Origin of the sequence: Roseovarius sp. SCSIO 43702 (genome assembly GCF_019599045.1) — a bacterium.
GTDB lineage: Bacteria > Pseudomonadota > Alphaproteobacteria > Rhodobacterales > Rhodobacteraceae > Roseovarius.
Window position 1 is genome coordinate 1,976,575 of record NZ_CP080623.1, and the last position, 22,206, is coordinate 1,998,780.

A 22,206-nucleotide genomic window follows, 5' to 3' on the forward strand; every position below is an offset into this window, starting at 1 on the left:
CGCATTCGCCCGCGATTTTCGAGGTGACGCCGGGTCTCAGGCCCGCTTGTCGCTGATCTTCGCCACGTCGAGCAGCCGCAGCGCCATGGCCTCGATGTCCTCGGCCCCGAGCCCCGCGACGCGGTACATGTCCTCGGGGCTGGCCTGGTCGATGAAGATATCGGGGAGCACCATTGCGCGGAATTTCAGCCCCGCATCGAAAACGCCCTCATTCGCAAGAAGTTGCGCCACGTGGCTGCCGAAGCCGCCCACCGCGCCTTCCTCGATGGTGATGAGTGCCTCGTGGCGCGCGGCCAGGTCCAGGACGAGATCGCGGTCGAGCGGTTTGGCGAAACGCGCGTCCGCGATGGTGGGCGTGATCCCGCGCGCGCGCAGCGCCTCGGCGGCGCGGCGCACCTCCGCGAGGCGCGTGCCGTAGGACAGGATCGCTACCCCCTGCCCCTCGGTGATGATCCGCCCCTTGCCGATCTCCAGCACCTCGCCCCGCTCCGGAAGCTCGATCCCCACCCCCTCTCCGCGCGGATAGCGGAACGCGATGGGCCCCTCGTCATGCGCGGCGGCGGTGGCCACCATGTGCACGAGCTCCGCCTCGTCGGCGGCGGCCATGACGGTGAAGCCCGGCAGGTTCGACAGGAACGCGATATCATAGCTGCCCGCATGGGTCGCGCCATCGGCCCCCACGAGGCCCGCGCGGTCGATGGCGAAACGCACCGGCAGGCGCTGGATCGCCACGTCATGCACCACCTGGTCATAGCCGCGCTGCAAGAAGGTCGAATAGATCGCGCAGAAGGGCCGCATCCCGCCGGCGGCGAGCGCGGCTGAGAAGGTCACGGCGTGCTGCTCGGCGATTCCCACGTCGAAACAGCGGCTTGGATAGCGTGCCTCGAGCTTCTTCAGGCCGGTGCCATCGGGCATCGCGGCGGTCACGGCACAGATGCGGTCATCCTCGCCCGCATGCCGGACCAGAGCGTCGCCGAACACGCTGGTATAGCTCGGGGCATTGGGTTTCGCCTTCTGCTGCTCGCCCGTCACGACGTTGAACTTCGCCGTGGCGTGGCCGCCATCCCGCGCGCCCTCGGCGGGGCCATAGCCCTTGCCCTTGGTGGTCAGCGCGTGGATGAGGATCGGCCCCGTCGCGCGCTCCTTCACCGTCCGCAGGATCGGCAGGAGCTGGTCCATGTCGTGCCCGTCGATGGGACCGACATAGGAAAATCCCAGTTCCTCGAAGAGCGTGCCCCCGATGGCCAGACCCTTGAGCATGTCCCGCGCGCGTTTCGCGCCCTCCTGGAACGGCCCCGGCAGCAGGCTCACCGCGCCCTTGGCGGCTGCCTTCAACTCCTGGAAAGGCGCCTCGGCATAAAGCTTCGAGAGGTAGGACGAAAGCGCGCCCACCGGCGGCGCGATGGACATCTCGTTGTCGTTCAGGATCACGATGAGACGTTTCTTGAGATGGCCCGCGTTGTTCATCGCCTCGAAGGCCATGCCCGCGCTCATCGCGCCGTCGCCGATCACCGCGATGGCGTCGCCATGGCCCGTCTCGCACGCCCCGCCGAGGTCACGCGCCACGGCGAAGCCGAGCGCGGCGCTGATCGAGGTCGAGCTATGCGCCGCCCCGAACGGATCGTAGGGGCTTTCGGACCGCTTCGTGAAGCCGCTCAGCCCGTCCTTCTGACGCAGCGTGTTCATGCGGTGCCGCCGCCCGGTCAGGATCTTGTGCGGGTAGCTCTGGTGGCTCACGTCCCAGATGATCTTGTCGCGCGGCGCGTCGAACACCGCGTGCAGCGCGACGGTCAGTTCGACGACGCCCAGCCCCGCGCCGAGATGCCCGCCGGTTTTCGACACGGCGGCGATCGTCTCGGCCCGCAGCTCGTCGGCCAGCCGCGACAACTCGGCATCGCTCATCCGCTTGAGATCGGACGGGGATTGCACCCGGTCCAGAAGCGGTGTCTTGGTGGCGTCCGACATGGGGCTACAGGTCCTCGTGGCTGGCGTCAGCTTTCGCGAGCGATAACGAACCGCGCCAAGGCCTGCAAGTCGCGCGCCTCGCTCCCGTAACAAGATAGCGCGGCCCCGGCCTCGTCAACAAGCGCCGCCGCGCGCGCCTTCGCGCCGTCCAGCCCCAGGAGCGATACGAAAGTGGCCTTGCCCGCCCGCGCGTCCTTGCCCACCGCCTTGCCGGTCATCGCCGCATCCCCCTCGACGTCGAGCACGTCGTCGGCGATCTGGAACGCGAGACCCAGGGCCGAGGCATAGCGTTCGAGCGGGCCGGTATCGGCACCCGCCATCACCGCGCCCGCCGTCCCGGCCCAACCGATGAGCGCGCCGGTCTTGCCGGCCTGGAGCGCCGTGATCGCCTCGAGGTCGAGCGGCGTCTCGGCGCTCTCGGCCGCGATGTCGAGCGCCTGGCCCAGCACCATGCCCTGCGCCCCCGCCGCCCGTGCGAGCCCGAGGGTCAGCGCCGCGCGGGTCTCGGACGGGCCAACCTCGGGCGCCGCCACGCATTCGAAGGCCAGCGCCTGCAACGCATCCCCGGTCAGGATCGCCGTCGCCTCGTCCCACCTGCGATGCACCGTCGGACGCCCGCGCCGCAGGTCGTCGTCATCCATGCAGGGCAGATCGTCGTGAACGAGGCTGTAGGCATGCAGGAACTCGATCCCCGACGCCGGCCAGAGCGCGCGCGCCACCGGAATGTCGTGAAGCCGGGCACTCTCGATCACGAGGAAGGCGCGCAGGCGCTTGCCGCCCTCGCTCGCATAGCGCATCGCGTCGTGCAGGGGCTCGCGGCCCAGCGGTGCCAATATCGCCTCCATGTGGCGCGACACGTCGCGCGCCACCTCGCCCAGCCGCGCGCGCACCGGCTCAGAGATCCGCGACCGGCGTCGTGCCCGTGGGCTGACCGTCCTTGTCGAGCGTGATCGCCGCCACCTTCTCCTCGGCTTCCTTGAGCTTGGTTTCGCAGCGTTTCTTCAGTTTCGCGCCCCGCTCGTAAAGGGTGATCGATTCCTCGAGCGCCACGTCCCCCCGCTCGAGCTTGGCCACCACCGATTCGAGTTCGCGCATGGCGTCCTCGAAGCTCATCTGGTTCACGTCCGCGTCGCTCATCGTCTCACCTTTTCTCTGGCCTCGGACACCGACCATATCGCCGGGGCCGACGGGGTTCAATCGCGCGCGGCATGTCACGCGGCGGTTGACCGCGCGCCACCCCTGCGGGACTGTGCGGCATGGGGCAAGGACCGACCGATCTCGACACGCTCATCGCGCTCACCGCCCGGATCGAGGCCGCGCGGGCCGATGATCCCGCGCTCGCGGCCTGCGAGCCGGGCGAGCTTCTCCGGCATGTCCCGGACAAGCGCGCGCTTCTGCGTTGCCGGCTGGGCAGTAGGGCCGCCATCATGCGGCTTGGCCTCGCGCCGGGCGGTTCGGCCAATGCCCGCACCTGGGCTGAGATGCGCCGCCTCTGGCCGCATATGTCCGACGGCGACGCCCGCATCGCCGAGCCGCTGCATTTCAACGCGCCGCACGACCTTCTGTTGGTCGAGGACGTGGCGGGCGAGCCGCTTCTGCCGGTGATCCGCCGCGCCCGCGCAGGTCCGGCGCGCACCCGCCACCTCGCCCCCGCCGCGCATTGGCTGCGCAAGGTCACCCGGACAAGCGAGGCCACGGCACCCGCGCGCCCCGCCCCCTGGCTCGAACGCGCCGCGAAAGCCGCGACCGAACAGCCGTTCCCCGCGCTGGCCGGTCTCGAGCAACGGATTCTCCCGCATCTTCAGGCGCTTGCGGCGCGTCTTGAAGGCAGGGACTGGCGCGTCGCGATCTCTCACGGAGATTTTCACCCGAACAATCTCATCCTGAGCGGCACCCGCCTCACCGGGATCGACATCGGCGGCTCCTCGTCGCTGCCCATCTACAAGGACATGGCCCGTTTCCTCATGCACATGGGGCGGCGCGACATAGACGTTTCGGGCGCGTGGTGGATGGGCGTGGATCGCAGCATTGCCCGCGCATTCGGTGATGCGTTCGACCTCTCCGACTTCGAAACAGATGTGGTCCTGCCCTTCTTCCTGGGCGTCGAGGCCCTCATTCGCGTGGAAAGCGACAGCTTGCCATCGTCGCGCATCAAGCGCGCCGAACGGATGTATCGCCGCCTTCTGGCCGATCTGGAAACCACGCGGAAGGCGTAGGCGAAAAAGAAAAAGACCCCTGGAATCAGGGGCCTTTCGGTCTTTCTTCAACCGGTTCAGTGTGCCGTTGCGCCCGGTCCGTCCTGCGGCTTGAGCGCGGCTTCGGCGGCCGCGGCCTCTTCCGCGGCCTCGTCCCACTCCACCGCGACCGGCGTCTCGACCAGCGCGTGTTTCAGCACTTCCGAGACATGGCTCACCGGAATGATCTCCAGCCCCTCCTTCACATTGTCGGGGATATCGACCAGGTCCTTCTCGTTTTCCTCGGGGATCAGCACCGTCTTGATGCCGCCCCTGAGCGCCGCGAGAAGTTTCTCCTTGAGCCCGCCGATGGCCAGTGCATTGCCGCGCAACGTCACCTCGCCGGTCATGGCGATATCCTTGCGCACCGGGATGCCCGTCAGCACCGACACGATGGACGTGACCATCGCGAGGCCCGCCGACGGACCGTCCTTGGGCGTCGCGCCCTCGGGGACGTGGACGTGGATGTCCCACTTCTCGAAGCGCGGCGGCTTGATGCCGATCTGCGGGCTGATCGAGCGCACGTAGCTCGAGGCCGCGTCGATCGATTCCTTCATCACGTCGCCAAGCTTCCCGGTGGTCTTCATCCGGCCCTTGCCCGGCAGGCGCAGCGCCTCGATATTGAGCAGCTCGCCGCCGACCGAGGTATAGGCCAGACCCGTCACGACACCCACCTGGTCCTGCTCTTCGGCAAGGCCGTAGCGGTATTTCTTGACGCCCAGGAAATCGTCGAGGTTGTCGGCCGTCACCTCGATGGTCTCGGCCTCCTTCTTGACGATCTTGGTCACCGCCTTGCGTGCCACCTTGGCGATCTCGCGCTCGAGGTTCCGCACCCCCGCCTCGCGGGTATAGTGGCGGATGATGCCCGTCAGGGCCTCGTCCGAAAGCGCGAACTCCTTCTTCTTCAGACCGTGGTTCTTGATCTGCTTCTCGATCAGGTGCTGCTTGGCGATCTCGCGCTTCTCGTCCTCGGTGTAGCCCGCGAGCGGGATGATCTCCATCCGGTCGAGAAGCGGCCCCGGCATGTTGTAGCTGTTGGCCGTGGTCAGGAACATCACGTTCGACAGGTCGTATTCCACCTCGAGATAGTGATCGACGAACGTGCTGTTCTGTTCGGGATCCAGCACCTCGAGCATCGCCGAGGCCGGGTCGCCGCGGAAATCCTGGCCCATCTTGTCGATCTCGTCGAGCAGGATGAGCGGGTTCGTCGTCTTGGCCTTCTTCAGCGCCTGGATGATCTTGCCGGGCATCGAACCGATATAGGTCCGGCGGTGGCCGCGGATCTCGCTCTCGTCGCGCACCCCGCCCAGCGAGATGCGGATGAATTCGCGGCCCGTGGCCTTCGCCACGGACTTGCCGAGGCTCGTCTTGCCCACGCCCGGCGGGCCCACGAGGCACAGGATCGGCCCCTTGAGCTTCTTCGAGCGCTGCTGCACGGCGAGGTATTCGACGATCCGTTCCTTGACCTTCTCGAGACCGTAATGGTCCCGGTCGAGGATCTCCTCGGCACGGCGCAGGTCCTTCTTTACGCGGGATTTCTTGCCCCACGGAATCGACAGCATCCAGTCGAGATAGTTGCGCACGACCGTCGCCTCGGCGCTCATCGGGCTCATGTTCTTGAGCTTCTTGAGCTCGGCTTCGGCCTTCTCGCGCGCTTCCTTGCTGAGCTTGGTCTCCTTGATGCGCGCCTCGAGCTCGGCCACTTCGCCTTCGCCCTCCTCGCCATCGCCAAGCTCCTTCTGAATGGCTTTCATCTGCTCATTCAGATAGTATTCGCGCTGCGTGCGCTCCATCTGGGACTTCACGCGCGTCTTGATCTTCTTCTCGACCTGCAACACGCTCATCTCGCCCTGCATGAAGCCATAGACCTTCTCCAGCCGCTCGCTCACGCTCAGCGTCTCGAGCAGATCCTGCTTCTGCGCGACCTCGATGCCGAGATGCCCCGCCACCAGGTCGGCAAGCTGCGCAGGCTCCCCGGCCTCGTTCACGGCGCTCAGCGCCTCTTCGGGGACGTTCTTCTTGACCTTGGCATAGCGCGCGAACTCGTCGCCCACGGTGCGCAGAAGCGCCTCGATCGTGGCGGCGTCGCCCGGCACCTCGGTCAGGTACTCGGCCTCGGCTTCGAAAAATTCGTCGTTCTGGAGATATTCGCGGATACGCACCCGCGCGACCCCCTCGACCAGCACCTTGACGGTGCCGTCGGGCAGCTTGAGAAGCTGCAACACGTTGGCCAGCACCCCGGTCTTGTAGATGCCGTCCGCGGTGGGATCGTCATCCGCCGGGTCGATCTGGCTCGAAAGCAGGATCTGCTTGTCGTCCTGCATGACCTCTTCCAGCGCGCGAACCGATTTCTCGCGGCCCACGAAAAGCGGCACGATCATGTGGGGGAAGACCACGATGTCACGCAGCGGCAGCACCGGATACGAGGTGTTGAGTGGCTCTTGCATGCTCTTTCCTTCAGGTTTGCCGGGGGCGCGAGGCACCGACCGGCTTTTTCTTGGCAAGAGGGCACCGGCCCCGCTCGGCGGCAGCCACGGCCCTCTCCGTTCACACGATGAAAATGGGGCGACGCATCGCGCCTTTCAACCTGCCTGCCCGCAGAATGGCCCGACCCGCCACGCAGCACAACCGTCAATCTCGTCCTGACGCAGGGTCGAAAAGCCCGCAGGTCACGAAAAAGGGAGGGATCCATCGTCAGGACCCCTCGCCCTTCATTCTTCCTGCGGCGCCCGGACGCGCCCGCGCGGCGTCAGACCACCGCGACGATGACCACCAGCGACGCGACGATCCAGCTGTTTGCGAAAACGGCGAAATGCATGTCGATCCCTCCAGATGTGTTGAGGAGTAAATGCTTAGGTCGCCGCATTGGTTCCTGCACAGTCAGGAAATACTTACCCGAAGGGGCCGGATCCTCGTGCTTTCTCCCTGCTCCTGCCGCGATTGCGCCACGGTTTCGGGCGAGACTTTCACCGTCTCGGATCACAGATTTCAGGGCTTCATGAAAAACATTCTTCTCCGGCTGGGCCGAACACTGCAGCGCAATCTCCATCGCAATCGGCGGCGGCTCCTTGTCGGCGCCTTTCTGTCCTTCGCCCTTGGCGTCGCGAAATCGCCCGAGGGCCAGGCTCCGATGATATTCGGTCTGTCCGCGCTGATACTCTTCGGGGGAATGGCGATCGCCGTGATCGTGCTGCTGCCATGGTTCCGGGCGATGATCGAGATCGTGCTGACCGGCTTCCTGCTGGCCGACCTGTCCGAACCGGTCTGGCAGGACTGGGCGTGGATACATGACGGCAACAGATCACTCGTCATGTGCGTGGTTCTGCTGATACTGTCGCAACTCTACTGCTCCCCTCTGCTCGACCGGATGCTGAAACTGCGCCACTGCACCTCGAAAACCCGCGCGCGAACGTCTCTCGGGGCGGCCACGGTATTCCATGCGCTTGCGGGAACTCCGGCGCAGGCAAAGCATCTTCTCGACGCCGACAGGACCGAGCTCTTCGAACATCCTGACGGAGACGAATCCCGCATCCGCCTCATCGAACGCCTGCCCGGCGGCGCCCGCGTGGAAGAGCTTTACGTGATCCTCGAGGAGAAGTGGCCACTGTTGCGTGACTTCGAATGGTATCTCGTCCGCAGCGAGGTGCATGTGCCGGTTAGCGCGGGCCGGAACCGGCTCGAACTCGTCGAAACCCCGCGCGGCACCGTGGTGCTGCAGTCCAGCACCGCCCTGCTCATGCCGCTGCGCGTTGCCTTGTTGCAGTGGATCGACGATGCGCAGGGCCGCGATCTGGACCAAAAGCTTGCGCGTCTCGAAAAGCGCGAGTGGGCGGAGGGAGGCAGCTCTGTCGTCTTTGCCTGACATGCGCGGTCAGGCTGGGCATCAGACCGGGGCGATATCGCCCCCGGCCCGGTCGGCATGGAACTTCGCCTCGAAATCCGCGAACCGGCCGGCGGCAATCGCCTCGCGCATGTCGGCCATCAGGTCCTGGTAGTAGTGCAGGTTGTGCCAGGTCATCAGCATCGCGCCGATGATCTCCTTGGCGCGGGTCACGTGATGCAGGTAGGCACGGCTGTAACCCGTGCAGCACGGGCAGCCGCACGCCTCGTCCAGCGGGCGCGGGTCGTCCTGGTGGCGCGCGTTGCGGATGTTGACCACGCCGCGCCGGGTAAACGCCTGCCCCGTCCGGCCCGACCGCGACGGCAGGACACAGTCGAACATGTCCACGCCCCGCTTCACCGCACCCACGAGGTCGTCGGGCTTGCCCACCCCCATGAGGTATCGCGGCTGGTCCTCCGGCAGCAGGCCCGGCGCATAGTCCAGGACGTCGAACATGGCCTCCTGCCCCTCGCCCACGGCCAGCCCGCCGATGGCATAGCCGTCGAAGCCGATGCCGCGCAGCGCGGCGGCCGACTCCGCGCGCAACTTCCGGCTCAGCCCCCCCTGCATGATCCCGAAAAGCGCGTGGCCGGGACGGTCGCCGAAGGCCGCCTTCGAGCGCTCCGCCCACCGCATCGACAGGCGCATCGCCCGCGCGATCTCGGCCTCGTCGGCCGGGAGCGCGGGGCATTCGTCGAAACACATCACGATGTCGCTGCCCAGAAGCGCCTGGATCTCCATCGACCGCTCGGGGCTCAGCCGGTGCATCGAGCCGTCGATATGGCTCTTGAACGTGACGCCATCCTCGTCGAGCTTGCGCAGACCGGCAAGGCTCATCACCTGGAACCCGCCGCTGTCGGTCAGGATCGGCCGCTCCCAGTTCATGAAACGGTGCAGCCCGCCCAGCCGCGCGATCCGCTCGGCGGTGGGGCGCAGCATCAGGTGATAGGTGTTGCCCAGAAGGATATCGGCACCGGTCTCGCGCACGCTCTCGGGCCGCATCGCCTTGACCGTCGCGGCGGTGCCCACGGGCATGAAGGCCGGTGTGCGGATGTCGCCGCGCGGCGTGCTCACGCGGCCCGCGCGCGCCGCGCCGTCCCTTGCCGTCAGCTCGAATCCGAACCGGTCCGCCATGTCGCCCGCCATCCCCTCGATCTGCGCTGCCGCGGCTTCTCTACGCCGCTTCGGCGCCGCTTGCAAAACGCTTTCCTCTTCCCTTGCATCGAACCAAACCGCCGCTCGCGTGTTGGAGAGGGATGCTGCTCTTGTCCTGCCGGGAACGCTTGATGACCTCTCTGCACGTCCTGTTCCGTATCCTCGTCTGCACATTCGCCTTCGCCGTGACGTCCGCCTTGCCCGCGACCGCGCAGGAGCCGTTCTTCGAGATCGACCGGCTCAATGCCGGACTTCCCGCACCGCCCGACGCGATCAATCGCACCACGCCGCGCTCGGCGATGGAAAGCCTTCAGCGGGTCATCGCGCGCGAGGATTACGCCGCCGCCGCGCATCTCTTCGACCTTTCCGACATCGACCCCGCGCAACAGCCCGAGATCGGCGCGCGGATCGCCGAGCAATTCGCCATCGTGCTCGAACGCCAGGTGCTGATCCCCTGGAACGACCTGTCAGACAGGCCCGATGGCTGGATCGACGGTTCCGACAAGGAGCCCGGCACGGGCCGTGTCCGCCGCTCGATCCTGCTCACCCTGCTCGAGGGCGACGACCACCCGATCCCGCTGCGGCTCAACCGGGTGAAGCCCGACGGCGCCGACCCGGCCTGGGTCATCTCCGCGCCCACCGTCCGCGCGATCCCCGCGCTCTACGAGAAGTTCAAACCCACCGCGCTCGAACAGGCGATGCCCGAGGCGCTGCGCGATCGCGGACCCTTCGGCATGTATTACTGGGAATGGGTGCTCCTGCCGGCCGTGATCGCGCTCGCCATCCTGGCGGGATACATCGCCTTCCGCCTCACCGGTTGGCTGGGCAGCCTCTCGAGCCGGCGCTTCGTGCAATCCATCGTCCGCGCCTTCCGCTGGCCGGCGACCATCGCCACCGTGGCTTTCGTGGTGGCCTTCGCCACCAGTCGCCTCTTCGTCGTCACCGGGCCGGTGAGCGTGGTGATCCAGCCGCTGGTGCTCCTGGGCTACATCATCGCGGCCGCCCTCGCGGCGGTGCTGGTGGCCGACGAGGTCTTCGACCGCGTATCGCTCAACACGCCCGCCGACCTCGCCGATCCGGCGAACGCCCACCGCCGCAGCCTCGCGACCCTCATCTCGGGCATCCGCAAATTCGTGATCGTCACCGCCGTCATCCTCGGCGCGATCACCTTGCTGGGCTCGATCGAGCTGTTCAACTCGGTGGGCTACACGCTTCTGGCGGGCGCGGGCGCGATCACCATCGTGCTGGGCTTCGCCGCGCGCGAGGTGCTGGGCAACCTCCTCGCCGCCGTGCAGATCGCGCTCAACCGGTCGGCCCGGATCGGCGATCTCATCGTCTTCGAGGGGCAGTTCTGCACGGTGGAGCGCATCCATTTCACCTATGTCCAGCTCCTCGTCTGGACCGGCAACCGCTACATCGTCCCGGTGAGCGAATTCGTCTCGAACGCGTTCGAGAACCTGTCGGCGGGCGACCACAAGATGATCCGCCCCGTGACCGTGACACTCCATCACGAGGCCGATGTCGGCGCGCTGCGCGATGCCTTCGGCGACATCATGGACAAGGTCGACGACGGCACGCTCGGGGATCGTGACAAGGCCTTCGTCGCCGTGACCGAACAGGACATGTTCGGCAAGAAGGTGCTTTTCGCCCTGCCGACCCCCGACCAGTCGACCTTCTGGATGCTCGAATGCGCGGCGCGCGAGGCGATACTGGACCGCGCCGCCGCCATCGCCCGCGAGACCGGAAAGCCCATGCTCCCCGAGATACCCGCCCGCGACATGCCGGGCAGCTAGCCCGCCCTTGCACCTCGCCCGAAAAACGCGATGATGGGCGGTCCACCCCGACGCAATCGCGAGAAGGAGTTCCCGATGCCCGATGACGACACCTCCAACCAGCTGCAATTCGGATGGGAGGAGTGGATTTCGTTACCCGGTCTCGGTGTTCCCGCGATCCGTGCCAAGGTCGATACCGGCGCGCGCACCTCGGCGCTCCACGCCTTCGATATCGAAACCTTCGGGCCCAAGACCAAGCCCAAGGTCCGTTTCACGCTTCACCCGATCCCGGGGCGTGACGACCTCGTGATTCCCTGCTCTGCGCCCATCGTCGACCGGCGCGAGGTCACGTCCTCCAACGGCGAGAAGGAAAGCCGCTACGTCATCGAGACCGAGATGGAGGTCGCCGGCGAAAGCTGGCCCATCGAGATCACGCTCACCAACCGCTACGGCATGGCAAGCCGGATGCTGCTCGGCCGCCAGGCGCTCAAGGATCACATCTCCATCGTCGCCACCGACCGCTTCATGCAGCCCGAGCTGAGCTACGACGTCTACCACACCTCCAAGATGCGGCGCGAGGCACCCGAGCGTTCGCTGCGCGTCGCCGTGCTTTCGCGCGAGGACAACTACTCGACCCGCCGCCTCGTCGAGGAAGGCGAGAAGCGCGGACATACCGTCGAGGTCATCAACACCACCCGCTGTTACATGGCGCTCAACGCCATGGCTCCCGAGGTGCATTACGACGGCAAGCGCCTGCCGCGCTTCGACGCGGTCATCCCGCGCATCGGCGCGTCGATCACGCCCTACGGCGCCGCCATCGTGCGACAGTTCGAGACGATCGGCACCTGGTGCGTGAACGGCTCGGCCGGGATCACCGCGTCGCGCGACAAGCTCCACGCGCACCAGATCATGGCGCGCGCGCGCATCGGGATGCCCAACACGGCCTTCGCGGCGAGCCCCCGCGACACCCACAACATCATCCAGCTCGTCGGCACCGCGCCACTCATCGTCAAGCTGCTCGAATCGACCCAGGGCAAGGGCGTCGTGCTGGCCGAGACGAAGAAGGCGGCCGAGAGCGTCATCGACGCCTTCCGGGGCCTCAAGGCGAACTTCCTCGTGCAGGATTTCGTGAAGGAAGCCGCGGGCGAGGACATCCGCTGCCTCGTCATCGGCGGCAAGGTCGTGGCCTCGATGAAACGCACCGGGGCCGAGGGCGATTTCCGCTCGAACCTCCACCGCGGCGGCACGGCCAAGTCGGTGCGTATCTCGAAGGAAGAGCGCGAGACCGCGGTGCGCGCGGCCAAGGCGTTCGACCTCAACATGGCCGGCGTGGACCTCCTGCGCTCCGAGGCCGGTCCGAAGATCCTCGAGGTCAACTCGTCGCCGGGCTTCGAAGGCATCGAGAGCTCGACCGGCAAGAACATCGTGGGCAAGCTCTACGAGGCCATCGAGGCCAAGGTGCGCCCTGCGCCCATTCGTCGCCGCAAGGCAACCGGCGGGTAGCCCCTCTGGACGTTGCGGGACACAAACCTTATATCTTTGGTCAAGAACACCGACCGGAGTGGCCCATGACCGAAACGACGCAGAAGATCGAAGGCGCCCCCCTCATCGCGCCCTCGACGACCGATCATCCGCTGCACGAGCAGATCGTCGAGGCCTGCCGGTCCGTCTACGACCCCGAGATCCCGGTCAACATCTACGACCTCGGTCTCATCTACACGATCGAGATCGACGAGGAGAACGCGGTCAGGATCATCATGACGCTCACCGCCCCCGGCTGTCCCGTCGCGGGCGAGATGCCCGGCTGGGTCGCCGAGGCGGTCGAGCCGCTTCCGGGGGTGAAGCAGGTCGAGGTCACGCTGACCTGGGAGCCGCCCTGGGGCATGGACATGATGAGCGACGAGGCCCGGCTCGAACTGGGCTTCATGTAACTTGGTCAATGACTTGAAAGGCTGAATTCATGTTCGGTATTCCCGGCAGGCAGGCCGTCACCCTGACATCCAAGGCCGCCGCCCAGATCGCGAAGCTGATGCAGAAGGAAGGTCATTCCGGCCTTCGCATCGGCGTCAAGAAGGGCGGCTGCGCGGGCATGGAATACACCATGGACTACGTCGACGAAACCGACCCCAACGACGAGGTGGTCGAACAGGACGGCGCGCGCATCATGATCGCGCCCATGGCCCAGATGTTCCTCTTCGGGACCGAGATCGACTACGAGACGACGCTGCTCGAATCCGGCTTCCGGTTCAACAATCCCAACGTGACCGAAGCCTGCGGATGCGGTGAATCGATCAAGTTCGACGAAACCCTCGGCCAGGAAAAATGAGCGTCTCGGACGCCGACATCGCCCATGCCACCGACCTTTTCGACGGGCTGGGCGGGATCGGCACGCGCCGGATGATGGGCGGGCTCTGCCTCTATTCCGACGGCATTATCTTCGCCATACTCCTCTCCGACGGCCGCCTCCACCTCAAGGCGCGCGCGCCGGGGATGATCGCCCGGCTCGAGGCGATGGGCGCCGAGCGCTGGATGCCCGCGCGCCCCGACGGGACGCCGGTGGCCATGCCCTACTGGTCCCTGCCCGACGCGGCCCTTGACGATCCCGGCATCGCCTGCGATCTCGCGCGGGACACGCTGAGAGGGCTTCACTGACATGCGCCGCAAACTTGCCGCCGGAAACTGGAAGATGAACGGCACGGGCCGGAATCTTGTGGAGATCGAGACACTGGCCCGCGACCATGCCGAAAGCGTCGTCGACCTCATCCTCTGCCCCCCCGCCACCTTGATCGAACGCGCCGCGCGCGTCGCTGGCCCCGTTCTGATCGGCGGGCAGGATTGCCACGCGGAAGCCTCGGGCGCGCATACCGGCGACATTTCCGCCCTCCAGTTGCGCGACGCGGGCGCGCGCGCCGTGATCCTCGGCCATTCCGAGCGCCGCGAGGCGCACGAGGAGGACAGCGCCATGGTCCGCGAGAAGGCGCGCGCCGCCCATGCCGAGAACCTCACCGCGATCATCTGCGTGGGCGAAACCCTCGCGCAGCGCGAGGCACAGAACACGCTCGACATCATCGGCGCGCAGCTTTCGCTCTCGGTCCCCGACAGCGCCACGGGCCACAACACCGTGATCGCCTACGAGCCGATCTGGGCCATCGGCACCGGCAAGGTGCCCTCCACCGACCAGATCGGCGAGGTGCATGATTTCATCCGCTCCCGCCTCGAACGCCGCTTCGGCGCGGGCGTCGGGCGCTCGGTCCGTCTCCTCTACGGCGGCTCGGTGAAGCCCGACAACGCGGCGCAGATCTTCGCGGTCTCGAACGTGGACGGCGCGCTGGTGGGCGGCGCCTCGCTCAGGGCGGCGGATTTCTCGCCCATCGTCGCGGCGCTCGAGGCCACGGCCTAGACAACCCCGACACCGCCCGCCAAGGTGCCGCCATGGCCCCGCGCAAGATCATCATCGACACCGATCCCGGCCAGGACGACGCCGTCGCGATCCTTCTGGCGCTTGCCAGTCCCGACGCGCTGGAGGTGCTCGCCATCACCTGCGTGGCGGGCAACGTGCCGCTGGCGCTGACCACGCGAAATGCGCGTATCGTCCGAGAGTTGGCGGGCAAACCTCATGTTCCGGTCCATGCCGGTTGCGACCGCCCGCTCACCCGGCCTCTCGTCACCGCCGAACATGTGCATGGCCGCACCGGCCTCGACGGTCCCGACCTCCCCGCGCCGCGCCTGCCGCTGGCCGAGACCCACGCCGTCGACCGGATCATTGACACCCTGCGCGCGGCGCCCGGGGGCACCGTCACCCTCTGCGCGCTCGGGCCGCTCACCAACATCGCGACCGCGCTCACTCGCGCGCCCGACATCGCACCGCGCGTGGCCGGGATCGTGCTCATGGGTGGCGCGCGCGTGGGCGGCGGCAACGTCACGCCGGCGGCCGAGTTCAACATCCATGTCGACCCGCAAGCCGCTGATATCGTGTTCCGATCCGGCGTCCCGCTTACCGTGATCCCGCTGGATGTCACGCACAAGGCCCTCGTCACCCGCGCGCGCAACGACCGGATCCGCGCCATCGGCACACCCGTCGCGCGCGCCGTGGCCGACCTGACGGGGTTCCTCGACCGCTACGACCCCGAGAAATTCGGCACCGCCGGCGCCCCGCTCCACGATCCCTGCGTCATCGCGTGGCTGCTCGCGCCCGACCTCTTCTCGGGTCGCCGCATCAATGTCGAGATCGAGACGCGCTCCGAGTTGACCATGGGCATGACCGTTGCCGACTGGTGGGGCGTGACCGACCGCCCGCCCAACGCGCTTTTCCTGGGCGATATCGACGCCGACGGATTTTTCGACCTCCTGACCGAAAGGCTGGCCAGACCATGACCGCGCTCACCCTCGCCACCGCTGATGACCTCACCGCGCTCCTGCCGCTCGTGGCGGCCTTCCACGCCGAGGAAGGCATCACGCAGGACGACGAGACGCGGGAACTGGCCCTCGTGCCCCTGCTCGACGGCTCGCCGCATGGCGCCGTCTACCTTGCCGGCCCACGCCGTGCGCCGATCGGCTACGCCGCCATCTCCTTCGGCTGGTCGCTCGAATTCGGCGGGCTCGACGGCTTCCTCGACGAGATCTACATCCGTCCCGGCGTGCGCGGTCGCGGCATCGGAAGCGAGATCCTGCGCTCGCTGCCCAAGGCGCTCGCCGCGCACGGGCTCCGCGCCCTCCATCTCGAGGTGCATCGCGAGAACGCGAAGGCCCGCGCGCTCTACGAACGCCTTCGATTTTCCCCGCGCGAGGACTACATGCTGATGAGCCGCAAACTCTGAAAGCCCGCGATGACCCTCACGATTCCCTTCGACAACAGCTATGCCACCCTGCCCGCCGGGTTCTACACCCGCCTCGACCCCACGCCGGTCAAGGCACCGGCGCTCGTGGCCTTCAACCGCCCGCTGGCCGACGAGCTGGGGATCGACACGCGCGATACCGACGAGGCCGACCTCACCGCCATCTTCTCCGGCAACGCCGTGCCCGAGGGCGCGGCGCCCCTCGCCCAGCTCTATGCCGGGCATCAGTTCGGCGGCTTCTCGCCCCAGCTCGGCGACGGGCGCGCGATCCTCCTGGGCGAGGTGATCGACCGGCACGGCAAGCGCCGCGACATTCAGCTCAAGGGCTCCGGCCCCACCCCCTACAGCCGCATGGGCGACGGGCGCGCGTGGCTGGGCCCGGTCCTGCGCGAATACGTGGTCAGCGAGGCGATGCATGCGCTCGGCATCCCGACCACCCGCGCCCTCGCCGCCGTCACCACCGGAGAGCCGGTGTTCCGCGAAGAGGGCGGCCTGCCCGGTGCGGTGCTCACCCGCGTGGCCGCAAGCCATATCCGGGTCGGCACCTTCCAGGTCTTTCTCGCCCGCCGCGATCTCGCCTCGCTGCGCCGGCTCTTCGATTATACCCGTGCGCGCCACTACCCCGAAACGGAGACCCCGGCCCAGCTTCTGCGCGCGGTGATCGCGCGGCAGGCCCGGCTCATCGCGGCGTGGGAGGGCGTGGGCTTCATCCATGGCGTGATGAACACCGACAACACGGCGCTCTCGGGCGAAACGATCGACTACGGGCCTTGCGCCTTCATGGATCGCTTCCACCCCGACACGGTCTTTTCGTCGATCGACGCCCATGGCCGCTACGCCTATTCGAACCAGCGCAACGTGATCGTCTGGAACCTCGCGCAGTTCGCCACCTGCCTCGTGCCGCTCCACGACGATCAGGACGCCGCGGTCGAGGAGATGACGCGCGACATCCACGCCATGCCCGACCTCATCGCGCGCGAGCGCCGCGCCGCCTTCGGGTGCAAGATCGGCCTGGCCGAGGCCGCGCCCGAAGACCAGCCGCTCATCGACGAGCTGCTGGCGCTGATGACCGAGGGACAGGCCGACTTCACCAACACCTTCCGCGCCCTCGCCGACGGCGACGCGCGCGACCAGGTCACCGACCGCGCGGCCTTCGACGCATGGGCCGCGCGCTGGCAGGCGCGGCTTGAGACCGAAGAGGACCCGACCGCCACGATGCGCGCCGCGAACCCCTGGGTGATCCCCCGCAACCACCGGATCGAGCAGATGATCGAGGCCGCCGTGGCGGGCGATCTCGCCCCGTTCGAGCGGCTGATGGACGCCCTCGCGACCCCTTACGAGGCGCAGCCCGCATACGCCGATCTCACCCGTCCGCCCACGCCCTCGGAGGTGGTGCAGCGCACGTTCTGCGGCACGTAAACTCTGGCACCCTCCCGGGGGGCGTGGTAGGCGGGACGCCACGTCATCCGCCTTCGCGCCCGGACCGCACAGACATGAACCTGCTGCAAATCGCCTCGCTTCTCATCGTCCTCGCGGGCGTCTTCGGCGCGATCAACTACCTGTTTCTCAAGCTTCCCTCCGCCATCGGCATCCTTATCGTGGCGCTTCTGGCCTCCTTCGCGGTGATGAGTGTCGATTTCCTCTTTCCCGCGCTCGGCATGGCGGACGAGGTGCGCTCCATCGTGCTCGAACTCGAATTTTCCGACGCGCTGCTCGAGGGGATGCTGGGCCTTCTGCTCTTCGCGGGCGCGCTTCATGTCAAGATCGCCGACCTGCGTGCCGAGGCGCGGATCATCTTCCTCATGGCGACGCTCGGTGTCGCCCTCTCGACGCTCATCATCGGCGCGGGCTTCTCGTGGATCACCGGGATGCCGCTTCTGATCGCGCTCGTCTTCGGCGCGGTGGTCTCGCCCACCGACCCGGTGGCGGTGCTGGGCGTGCTGCGCGAGGCAAACCTGCCCAAGTCGCTCGAAACCAAGATCGCGGGCGAGAGCCTCTTCAACGACGGCGTGGCCTACGTGGTCTTCCTCATCCTCGTGGGCCTCGCCTTTCCCAGCGGCGAGCAGCACGGCTCGGGCCTTGCCCATGCCGCGCGCCTCTTCGTTCAGGAGGCGTTGGGCGGCGCGATCCTGGGCGTCGTCCTCGGCTGGCTCACCTTCCGCGTCATGCGGCTCATCGACGATTATTCGCTCGAGGTTCTGCTGACACTCGGCCTCGCCTTCGGCGGCTACGAGTTGGCCGTCTACCTGCATGTCTCGGCCCCGATCATGGCCGTTTGCGCGGGCCTGCTCATCGGCGACGTGGGCACCAAGCACGGGATGAGCGAGACCACGCGCCAATATGTCGACGGGTTCTGGAAGATCATCGACGAGATCCTGAACGCCGTCCTCTTCCTCATGATCGGGGTCGAGGTCTTCGCCGTCGCCTTCGAGTTCGACTATCTCGTCGCCGGCACCCTCTCGATCGCGCTCGCCCTGTTCGGCCGTTTCGCGGCCGTCGCGGTGCCCGTACTGCTGCTCCGGCCCTTTCGCAGCTTCGAGACCGGCGTGGTGCGCATCATGACCTGGGGCGGGCTCAAGGGCGGCATCTCGGTCGCCCTCGCGCTCAGCCTGCCCGACACCGAATGGAAACCCGTGATCCTGACCGCGACCTATCTCGTGGTGGTCTTCTCGATCATCGTGCAGGGCCTCAGCGTCGCGCGCCTCGCGGCCCGGATCGGGCGCGAACCCGACCTTCTTTGAAAAGGGCTGGAAAGCCCGCGCGCGTCGGGCTATCCCTCTGGCCCACGACGCAACCATCGCCACGGGTCCGGCCCATGTCAGACACCATCATCGAACGCTGCGAGGCCCGCGGTCTGCGCATGACCGAACAGCGCCGGGTGATCGCCACGGTGCTCGAGAATGCCGAGGATCACCCCGACGTGGACGAGCTCTATGCCCGCGTCTCGGCCCGCGATTCGCGCATTTCCCTTGCCACGGTCTACCGCACGGTGAAGCTCTTCGAGGAAACCGGCATCCTTGAACGGGTCGAGTTCGGCGACGGTCGCGCCCGTTACGAGGACGCCGAGCGCGAGCATCACGACCACCTGATCGACGTGACCACCGGCGACGTGGTCGAATTCTGCGACCCCGAGATCGAGGCGCTTCAGGAAAAGATCGCACGCCGCCTCGGCTACAGGCTTCAGGGGCATCGCATGGAGCTGTTCGGCGTCCCCCTCGACCGCAAGCATCGCGGCAAGGGCTGAGCGCGTCACGCTCGGGCGTGGTTCACCCCGCCGGCACCTTCACGCCGCGCCGCCCCGCCAGATCGGTGAAATACTGCCACGCCACGCGGCCGGACCGCGCCCCGCGCGTCGCCTGCCACTCGATCGCCTCGGCGCGCAGCGTCTCGTCGTCGATCTCGATGCCATGCGCATCGCAATAGCCGCGGATCATGGCGAGATAGCTTTCCTGATCGCAGGGGTGGAACCCGAGCCACAGCCCGAACCGGTCGCTGAGCGAAACCTTCTCCTCGACCGCCTCGCTCGGGTTGATCGCGCTCGACCGTTCGTTCTCGATCATGTCGCGCGGCATCAGGTGACGGCGGTTCGAGGTCGCGTAGAAGACCACGTTCTCGGGCCGGCCCTCGATCCCCCCGTCGAGCACGGCCTTCAGCGACTTGTAGTGCTGATCGTCATGGCCGAAGGACAGGTCATCGCAGAAAAGCACGAAGCGCGCGTCGCTCCGCCGCAGCAGGTTCAGAAGCCGCCCCACGCTCGGCAGGTCCTCGCGCTGGAGTTCCACGATCTTGAGCGTGTCGTGCCCTTCCTCGCGGACGGCGGCATGAACGGCCTTCACGAGGCTCGACTTGCCCATCCCCCGCGCCCCCCACAGAAGCGCGTTGTTCGCAGGCAGCCCCCGCGCGAAATGCCGCGTGTTCTCCAGCAGCGTGTCGCGCGCCCGGTCGATGCCAAGCAGAAGGCTCATGTCCACGCGGTTGACCCGCTCCACGGGGCTCAGCCGGTCGGGCTCCACATGCCACACGAAGGCGTCCGCCGCCCCGAAATCCGGGGCCTCCATCGGCGCCGGGGCCATCCGCTCCAGCGCCGCCGCGATGCGCTCGAGCGCGTCGCTCATGGCTTGCCGTCCTCGTCGATCTCGTCGGGGTGAAGCTCGCTGCCCTCGGCCTCGATCGCCGCGCCGGCCTCGGCCTCGTCCTCGTCGTCATCCTCGAACCAGAGACCCTCGGCCCGCAGCCGCTCCTCGCGCTTGCGCTCGACCCGGGCGACGAGGTGAATGGAGATCTCGTAAAGGCCGTAGACCACCGCGAAGAGGATGATCTGGGTGATGACATCGGGCGGCGTCACGAGCGCCGCCAGCACCAGGATGCCGACCACGGCGTATTTGCGCACCGCCTTCAAGCCCACCGCCGTGACCAGCCCCGCCTTGCCCATCAGCGTAAGCAGCACCGGAAGCTGGAAGCAGAGGCCGAAGGCCACGATGAACTTGACCGTGAGGTTGAGATATTCCTGCGCCGAGCCCTGGAACACCACCGACAGCGGCGCGGCATTCTGCGGGTTGCCGTCCGGCACCGCCTCGCCGGCCTGCCCGAATTGCTGGAACCCCAGGAAGAAGTCATAGGCGAGGGGCGTGACCACGTAGAACGCGAAGGCCGCGCCGAGAAAGAACATGAAGGGCGACGCGATCAGGAACGGCAGGAAGGCGCCCTTCTCGGACTTGTAGAGGCCCGGCGCCACGAAGCGCCACATCTGGTTGGCGAGATAGGGAAAGGACAGGATGAACCCGCCCAGCAGCGACACCTTGATCGCCACGAAGAACCCTTCCTGCGGGCTGATGAAGATCAGGTCGCAATCCTGTCCCCGCTCGGCCAGCACCTTGCAGAGCGGGCCGGTCAGGAAATTGAAGATGGGTGTCGCCACGGTGAAGCAGACCACCATCCCCACGATGAACGCCACGACGCATTTGATCAGCCGCGTGCGCAACTCCGCCAGGTGCTCGATCAGGGGCGCGGCGCTGTCCTCGATCTCGTCGTCGCGTGTCTCGGTCTGGCTCATTCGAAGACGTCCCATTCTTTCGTGTCAGGCACGGGCGGCAGGCGGCGCGACCGCCAGATCAGCAGCGCGACGTTCGGAACCAGCGTCAACACGGCATATACCCCGGCAAGACCCACCGCGTAACTGAGATATTCGCTCATGAAGAACGAAGCGACCTCACCTTGAAAAAACGTGTCCAGGTATCTCGAGAATCGTGCGGTCAGGGCGGGCGCGTGCACGAAGATCGCGATCACCGCACCCAGCAGGGCCAGTGGCAGGGTCGCAAGCGAATGCGGAACTATCAACCGCTCCGAGCGGTGCATCATGCGGCGGGCCGTGTTGCGCGCGATCTGATGGAAGATGCAAGGAAGCGCCAGGATCGCACCACCTAACATCGCAAGCTCGATCATCAGGGTGAACCGTTCAAGCGGGGCCGAGTAGATCAATTGGCACTCGGCCTGACTGTTTCCTGCGCGCAAGCCTTGGCAAAGCGGCGCGAAAACGATTTCGATGATCCGATCGCCGAACATGAATGTCGCGACCGCGCCCAGGATGAAGGCCACAAACCCGAAAGGTATCCGCAAAAGGAACGGCGCGCGCGTGGTCGCGGCCGGATTGGCCGCGTAGCTCATGACTTGGTCCCGGATTTCGCCTTGGAGGTGGCCGCGGTCTCCTTCGGGGCCGTCTTGCGCGCCGCGGTCGACTTGGCGCCGGGCGTCTTCGCGCCGCCCTTGGCCGGGGCCTTCTTCGTCGCGGCGGGCTTTTTCGCCGGCGTCTTGGCGGCGCTATCCTTTTTGGTGCTTTTGGCGGTCGCGGTCTTGCCGGTCTTCGCCGGCGCGGCCTTGGCCGCCGGTTTTGCCGCCTTCGCTTTCGCGCCATCACCGGCCTTCGAGGACTTGGCGGGCGCCTTGGTCGTCGCCTTGCCGGTTGCCGTCTTCGCCGCGCCCTTGGCGGGCTCCTTCGCCTCGGCCTCGGGCTTGGCTGTCGCCTCGTCCTTGGCTCCGGTCTTGGTCTCGCCCGTCTTCTCGCCCTTGGGCTTGCCGCTTTCCATCGTCTGGCGGGTAAAGTCGTCGCTGGCCTTCCTGACGCTGTCCATCGCCGAGTTGAGCGGCCGCGACGCCGCCTTCAGCGTCTTCTGCATGTCGCTCACGCCCGACTCGTCGGCGGCATCATGCATCGCCCGGCTGAATTCGCGCGCCATGCCCTTGGCCTTGCCCACGAACCGCCCCACGGTCCGGAACATGCCCGGCAGGTCCTTCGGCCCCACGACGATCAACGCCACGATTCCGATGACCAGAAGCTCGGTCCAGCCAAGATCGAACATTTATGTCAC

Annotated in this window: 23 protein-coding genes; 13 read left to right on the plus strand and 10 right to left on the minus strand. The window is 67.0% G+C overall.

Annotated elements, in window-relative coordinates; all coding sequences use genetic code 11:
• Positions 1–36: 36 nt before the first annotated feature.
• Genes dxs through K1T73_RS09725 form a run of 3 tightly spaced genes read right to left on the minus strand, consistent with a single transcriptional unit; the run spans position 37 to position 3,102 of the window.
• Positions 37–1,965 carry a 1-deoxy-D-xylulose-5-phosphate synthase gene (dxs, locus tag K1T73_RS09715; RefSeq protein ID WP_220600523.1) on the minus strand — a complete coding sequence of 643 codons (1,929 nt, stop codon included), beginning with the start codon at positions 1,963–1,965 and terminating at the stop codon, positions 37–39.
• 26 nt (positions 1,966–1,991) lie between these two features.
• Positions 1,992–2,810, minus strand: a complete 819-nt coding sequence (locus K1T73_RS09720) for a polyprenyl synthetase family protein (protein WP_220603691.1) — start codon at positions 2,808–2,810, stop codon at positions 1,992–1,994.
• A gap of 49 nt (positions 2,811–2,859) precedes the next feature.
• Entirely contained in the window at positions 2,860–3,102 is a 243-nt protein-coding gene (locus K1T73_RS09725) for an exodeoxyribonuclease VII small subunit (protein WP_220600524.1), read from the minus strand.
• A 119-nt stretch (positions 3,103–3,221) separates the two neighbouring features.
• On the opposite strand from K1T73_RS09725, the gene K1T73_RS09730 reads away from it, so the two are divergent.
• Complete coding sequence (locus tag K1T73_RS09730; RefSeq protein WP_220600525.1) at positions 3,222–4,181, plus strand: phosphotransferase; 960 nt, start codon at positions 3,222–3,224, stop codon at positions 4,179–4,181.
• Positions 4,182–4,237: 56 nt separating this feature from the next.
• Here K1T73_RS09730 and lon read toward each other — a convergent pair whose 3' ends face one another.
• Positions 4,238–6,646: an endopeptidase La gene (gene lon / locus K1T73_RS09735; RefSeq protein WP_220600526.1), complete on the minus strand. Its 2,409-nt coding sequence runs from the start codon at positions 6,644–6,646 to the stop codon at positions 4,238–4,240.
• 302 nt (positions 6,647–6,948) lie between these two features.
• Positions 6,949–7,248: a hypothetical protein gene (locus K1T73_RS09740; protein ID WP_220600527.1), complete on the minus strand. Its 300-nt coding sequence runs from the start codon at positions 7,246–7,248 to the stop codon at positions 6,949–6,951.
• 81 nt (positions 7,249–7,329) lie between these two features.
• On the opposite strand from K1T73_RS09740, the gene K1T73_RS09745 reads away from it, so the two are divergent.
• Positions 7,330–8,061, plus strand: coding sequence for a hypothetical protein (locus K1T73_RS09745; protein ID WP_220600528.1), 732 nt, complete (start codon positions 7,330–7,332; stop codon positions 8,059–8,061).
• Between the two features lie 21 nt (positions 8,062–8,082).
• On the opposite strand, the gene tgt is transcribed toward K1T73_RS09745, so the two are convergent.
• On the minus strand, positions 8,083–9,213 hold the full coding sequence (gene tgt, locus K1T73_RS09750) for a tRNA guanosine(34) transglycosylase Tgt (protein WP_220603692.1): 1,131 nt from the start codon (positions 9,211–9,213) through the stop codon (positions 8,083–8,085).
• A gap of 152 nt (positions 9,214–9,365) precedes the next feature.
• On the opposite strand from tgt, the gene K1T73_RS09755 reads away from it, so the two are divergent.
• The 11 genes from K1T73_RS09755 to K1T73_RS09805 all read left to right on the plus strand — a co-directional run bounded on the left by K1T73_RS09755 (position 9,366) and on the right by K1T73_RS09805 (position 19,085).
• Positions 9,366–11,027, plus strand: coding sequence for a mechanosensitive ion channel family protein (locus tag K1T73_RS09755; RefSeq protein WP_220600529.1), 1,662 nt, complete (start codon positions 9,366–9,368; stop codon positions 11,025–11,027).
• Between the two features lie 75 nt (positions 11,028–11,102).
• The gene (gene rimK / locus K1T73_RS09760) at positions 11,103–12,509 is read left to right on the plus strand and encodes a 30S ribosomal protein S6--L-glutamate ligase (protein ID WP_220600530.1); all 1,407 of its coding nucleotides are present in this window, start codon (positions 11,103–11,105) and stop codon (positions 12,507–12,509) included.
• Between the two features lie 65 nt (positions 12,510–12,574).
• Positions 12,575–12,937, plus strand: a complete 363-nt coding sequence (locus K1T73_RS09765; RefSeq protein WP_220600531.1) for an SUF system Fe-S cluster assembly protein — start codon at positions 12,575–12,577, stop codon at positions 12,935–12,937.
• A 29-nt stretch (positions 12,938–12,966) separates the two neighbouring features.
• A complete protein-coding gene (locus tag K1T73_RS09770) occupies positions 12,967–13,332 on the plus strand; it encodes an iron-sulfur cluster assembly accessory protein (protein WP_220600532.1) in 366 nt (121 codons plus the stop codon).
• Positions 13,329–13,658, plus strand: coding sequence for a TfoX/Sxy family protein (locus K1T73_RS09775; RefSeq protein ID WP_220600533.1), 330 nt, complete (start codon positions 13,329–13,331; stop codon positions 13,656–13,658). Before K1T73_RS09770 ends, K1T73_RS09775 begins: the two co-directional genes overlap by 4 nt.
• A gap of 1 nt (position 13,659) precedes the next feature.
• Positions 13,660–14,406 carry a triose-phosphate isomerase gene (gene tpiA / locus K1T73_RS09780; protein WP_220600534.1) on the plus strand — a complete coding sequence of 249 codons (747 nt, stop codon included), beginning with the start codon at positions 13,660–13,662 and terminating at the stop codon, positions 14,404–14,406.
• A 32-nt stretch (positions 14,407–14,438) separates the two neighbouring features.
• Positions 14,439–15,380 (plus strand): nucleoside hydrolase, encoded by a 942-nt coding sequence (locus K1T73_RS09785; protein WP_220600535.1) that lies wholly within the window; start codon positions 14,439–14,441, stop codon positions 15,378–15,380.
• A complete protein-coding gene (locus tag K1T73_RS09790; protein ID WP_220600536.1) occupies positions 15,377–15,823 on the plus strand; it encodes a GNAT family N-acetyltransferase in 447 nt (148 codons plus the stop codon). Before K1T73_RS09785 ends, K1T73_RS09790 begins: the two co-directional genes overlap by 4 nt.
• 9 nt (positions 15,824–15,832) lie before the next feature.
• A complete protein-coding gene (locus K1T73_RS09795; protein WP_220600537.1) occupies positions 15,833–17,260 on the plus strand; it encodes a YdiU family protein in 1,428 nt (475 codons plus the stop codon).
• 74 nt (positions 17,261–17,334) lie between these two features.
• The gene (locus K1T73_RS09800; RefSeq protein WP_220600538.1) at positions 17,335–18,582 is read left to right on the plus strand and encodes a sodium:proton antiporter; all 1,248 of its coding nucleotides are present in this window, start codon (positions 17,335–17,337) and stop codon (positions 18,580–18,582) included.
• A 74-nt stretch (positions 18,583–18,656) separates the two neighbouring features.
• Positions 18,657–19,085 carry a Fur family transcriptional regulator gene (locus tag K1T73_RS09805; protein ID WP_220600539.1) on the plus strand — a complete coding sequence of 143 codons (429 nt, stop codon included), beginning with the start codon at positions 18,657–18,659 and terminating at the stop codon, positions 19,083–19,085.
• 22 nt (positions 19,086–19,107) lie between these two features.
• Here K1T73_RS09805 and K1T73_RS09810 read toward each other — a convergent pair whose 3' ends face one another.
• Genes K1T73_RS09810 through tatB form a run of 4 tightly spaced genes read right to left on the minus strand, consistent with a single transcriptional unit; the run spans position 19,108 to position 22,197 of the window.
• On the minus strand, positions 19,108–19,956 hold the full coding sequence (locus K1T73_RS09810) for an ATP-binding protein (RefSeq protein ID WP_220600540.1): 849 nt from the start codon (positions 19,954–19,956) through the stop codon (positions 19,108–19,110).
• Positions 19,953–20,894: a twin-arginine translocase subunit TatC gene (tatC, locus tag K1T73_RS09815; RefSeq protein ID WP_220600541.1), complete on the minus strand. Its 942-nt coding sequence runs from the start codon at positions 20,892–20,894 to the stop codon at positions 19,953–19,955. Before tatC ends, K1T73_RS09810 begins: the two co-directional genes overlap by 4 nt.
• Positions 20,891–21,505, minus strand: a complete 615-nt coding sequence (locus K1T73_RS09820; protein ID WP_220600542.1) for a twin-arginine translocase subunit TatC — start codon at positions 21,503–21,505, stop codon at positions 20,891–20,893. The genes tatC and K1T73_RS09820 overlap by 4 nt, the downstream gene beginning before the upstream one ends.
• The gene (tatB, locus tag K1T73_RS09825; protein ID WP_220600543.1) at positions 21,502–22,197 is read right to left on the minus strand and encodes a Sec-independent protein translocase protein TatB; all 696 of its coding nucleotides are present in this window, start codon (positions 22,195–22,197) and stop codon (positions 21,502–21,504) included. The genes K1T73_RS09820 and tatB overlap by 4 nt, the downstream gene beginning before the upstream one ends.
• Between the last annotated feature and the right edge of the window lie 9 nt (positions 22,198–22,206).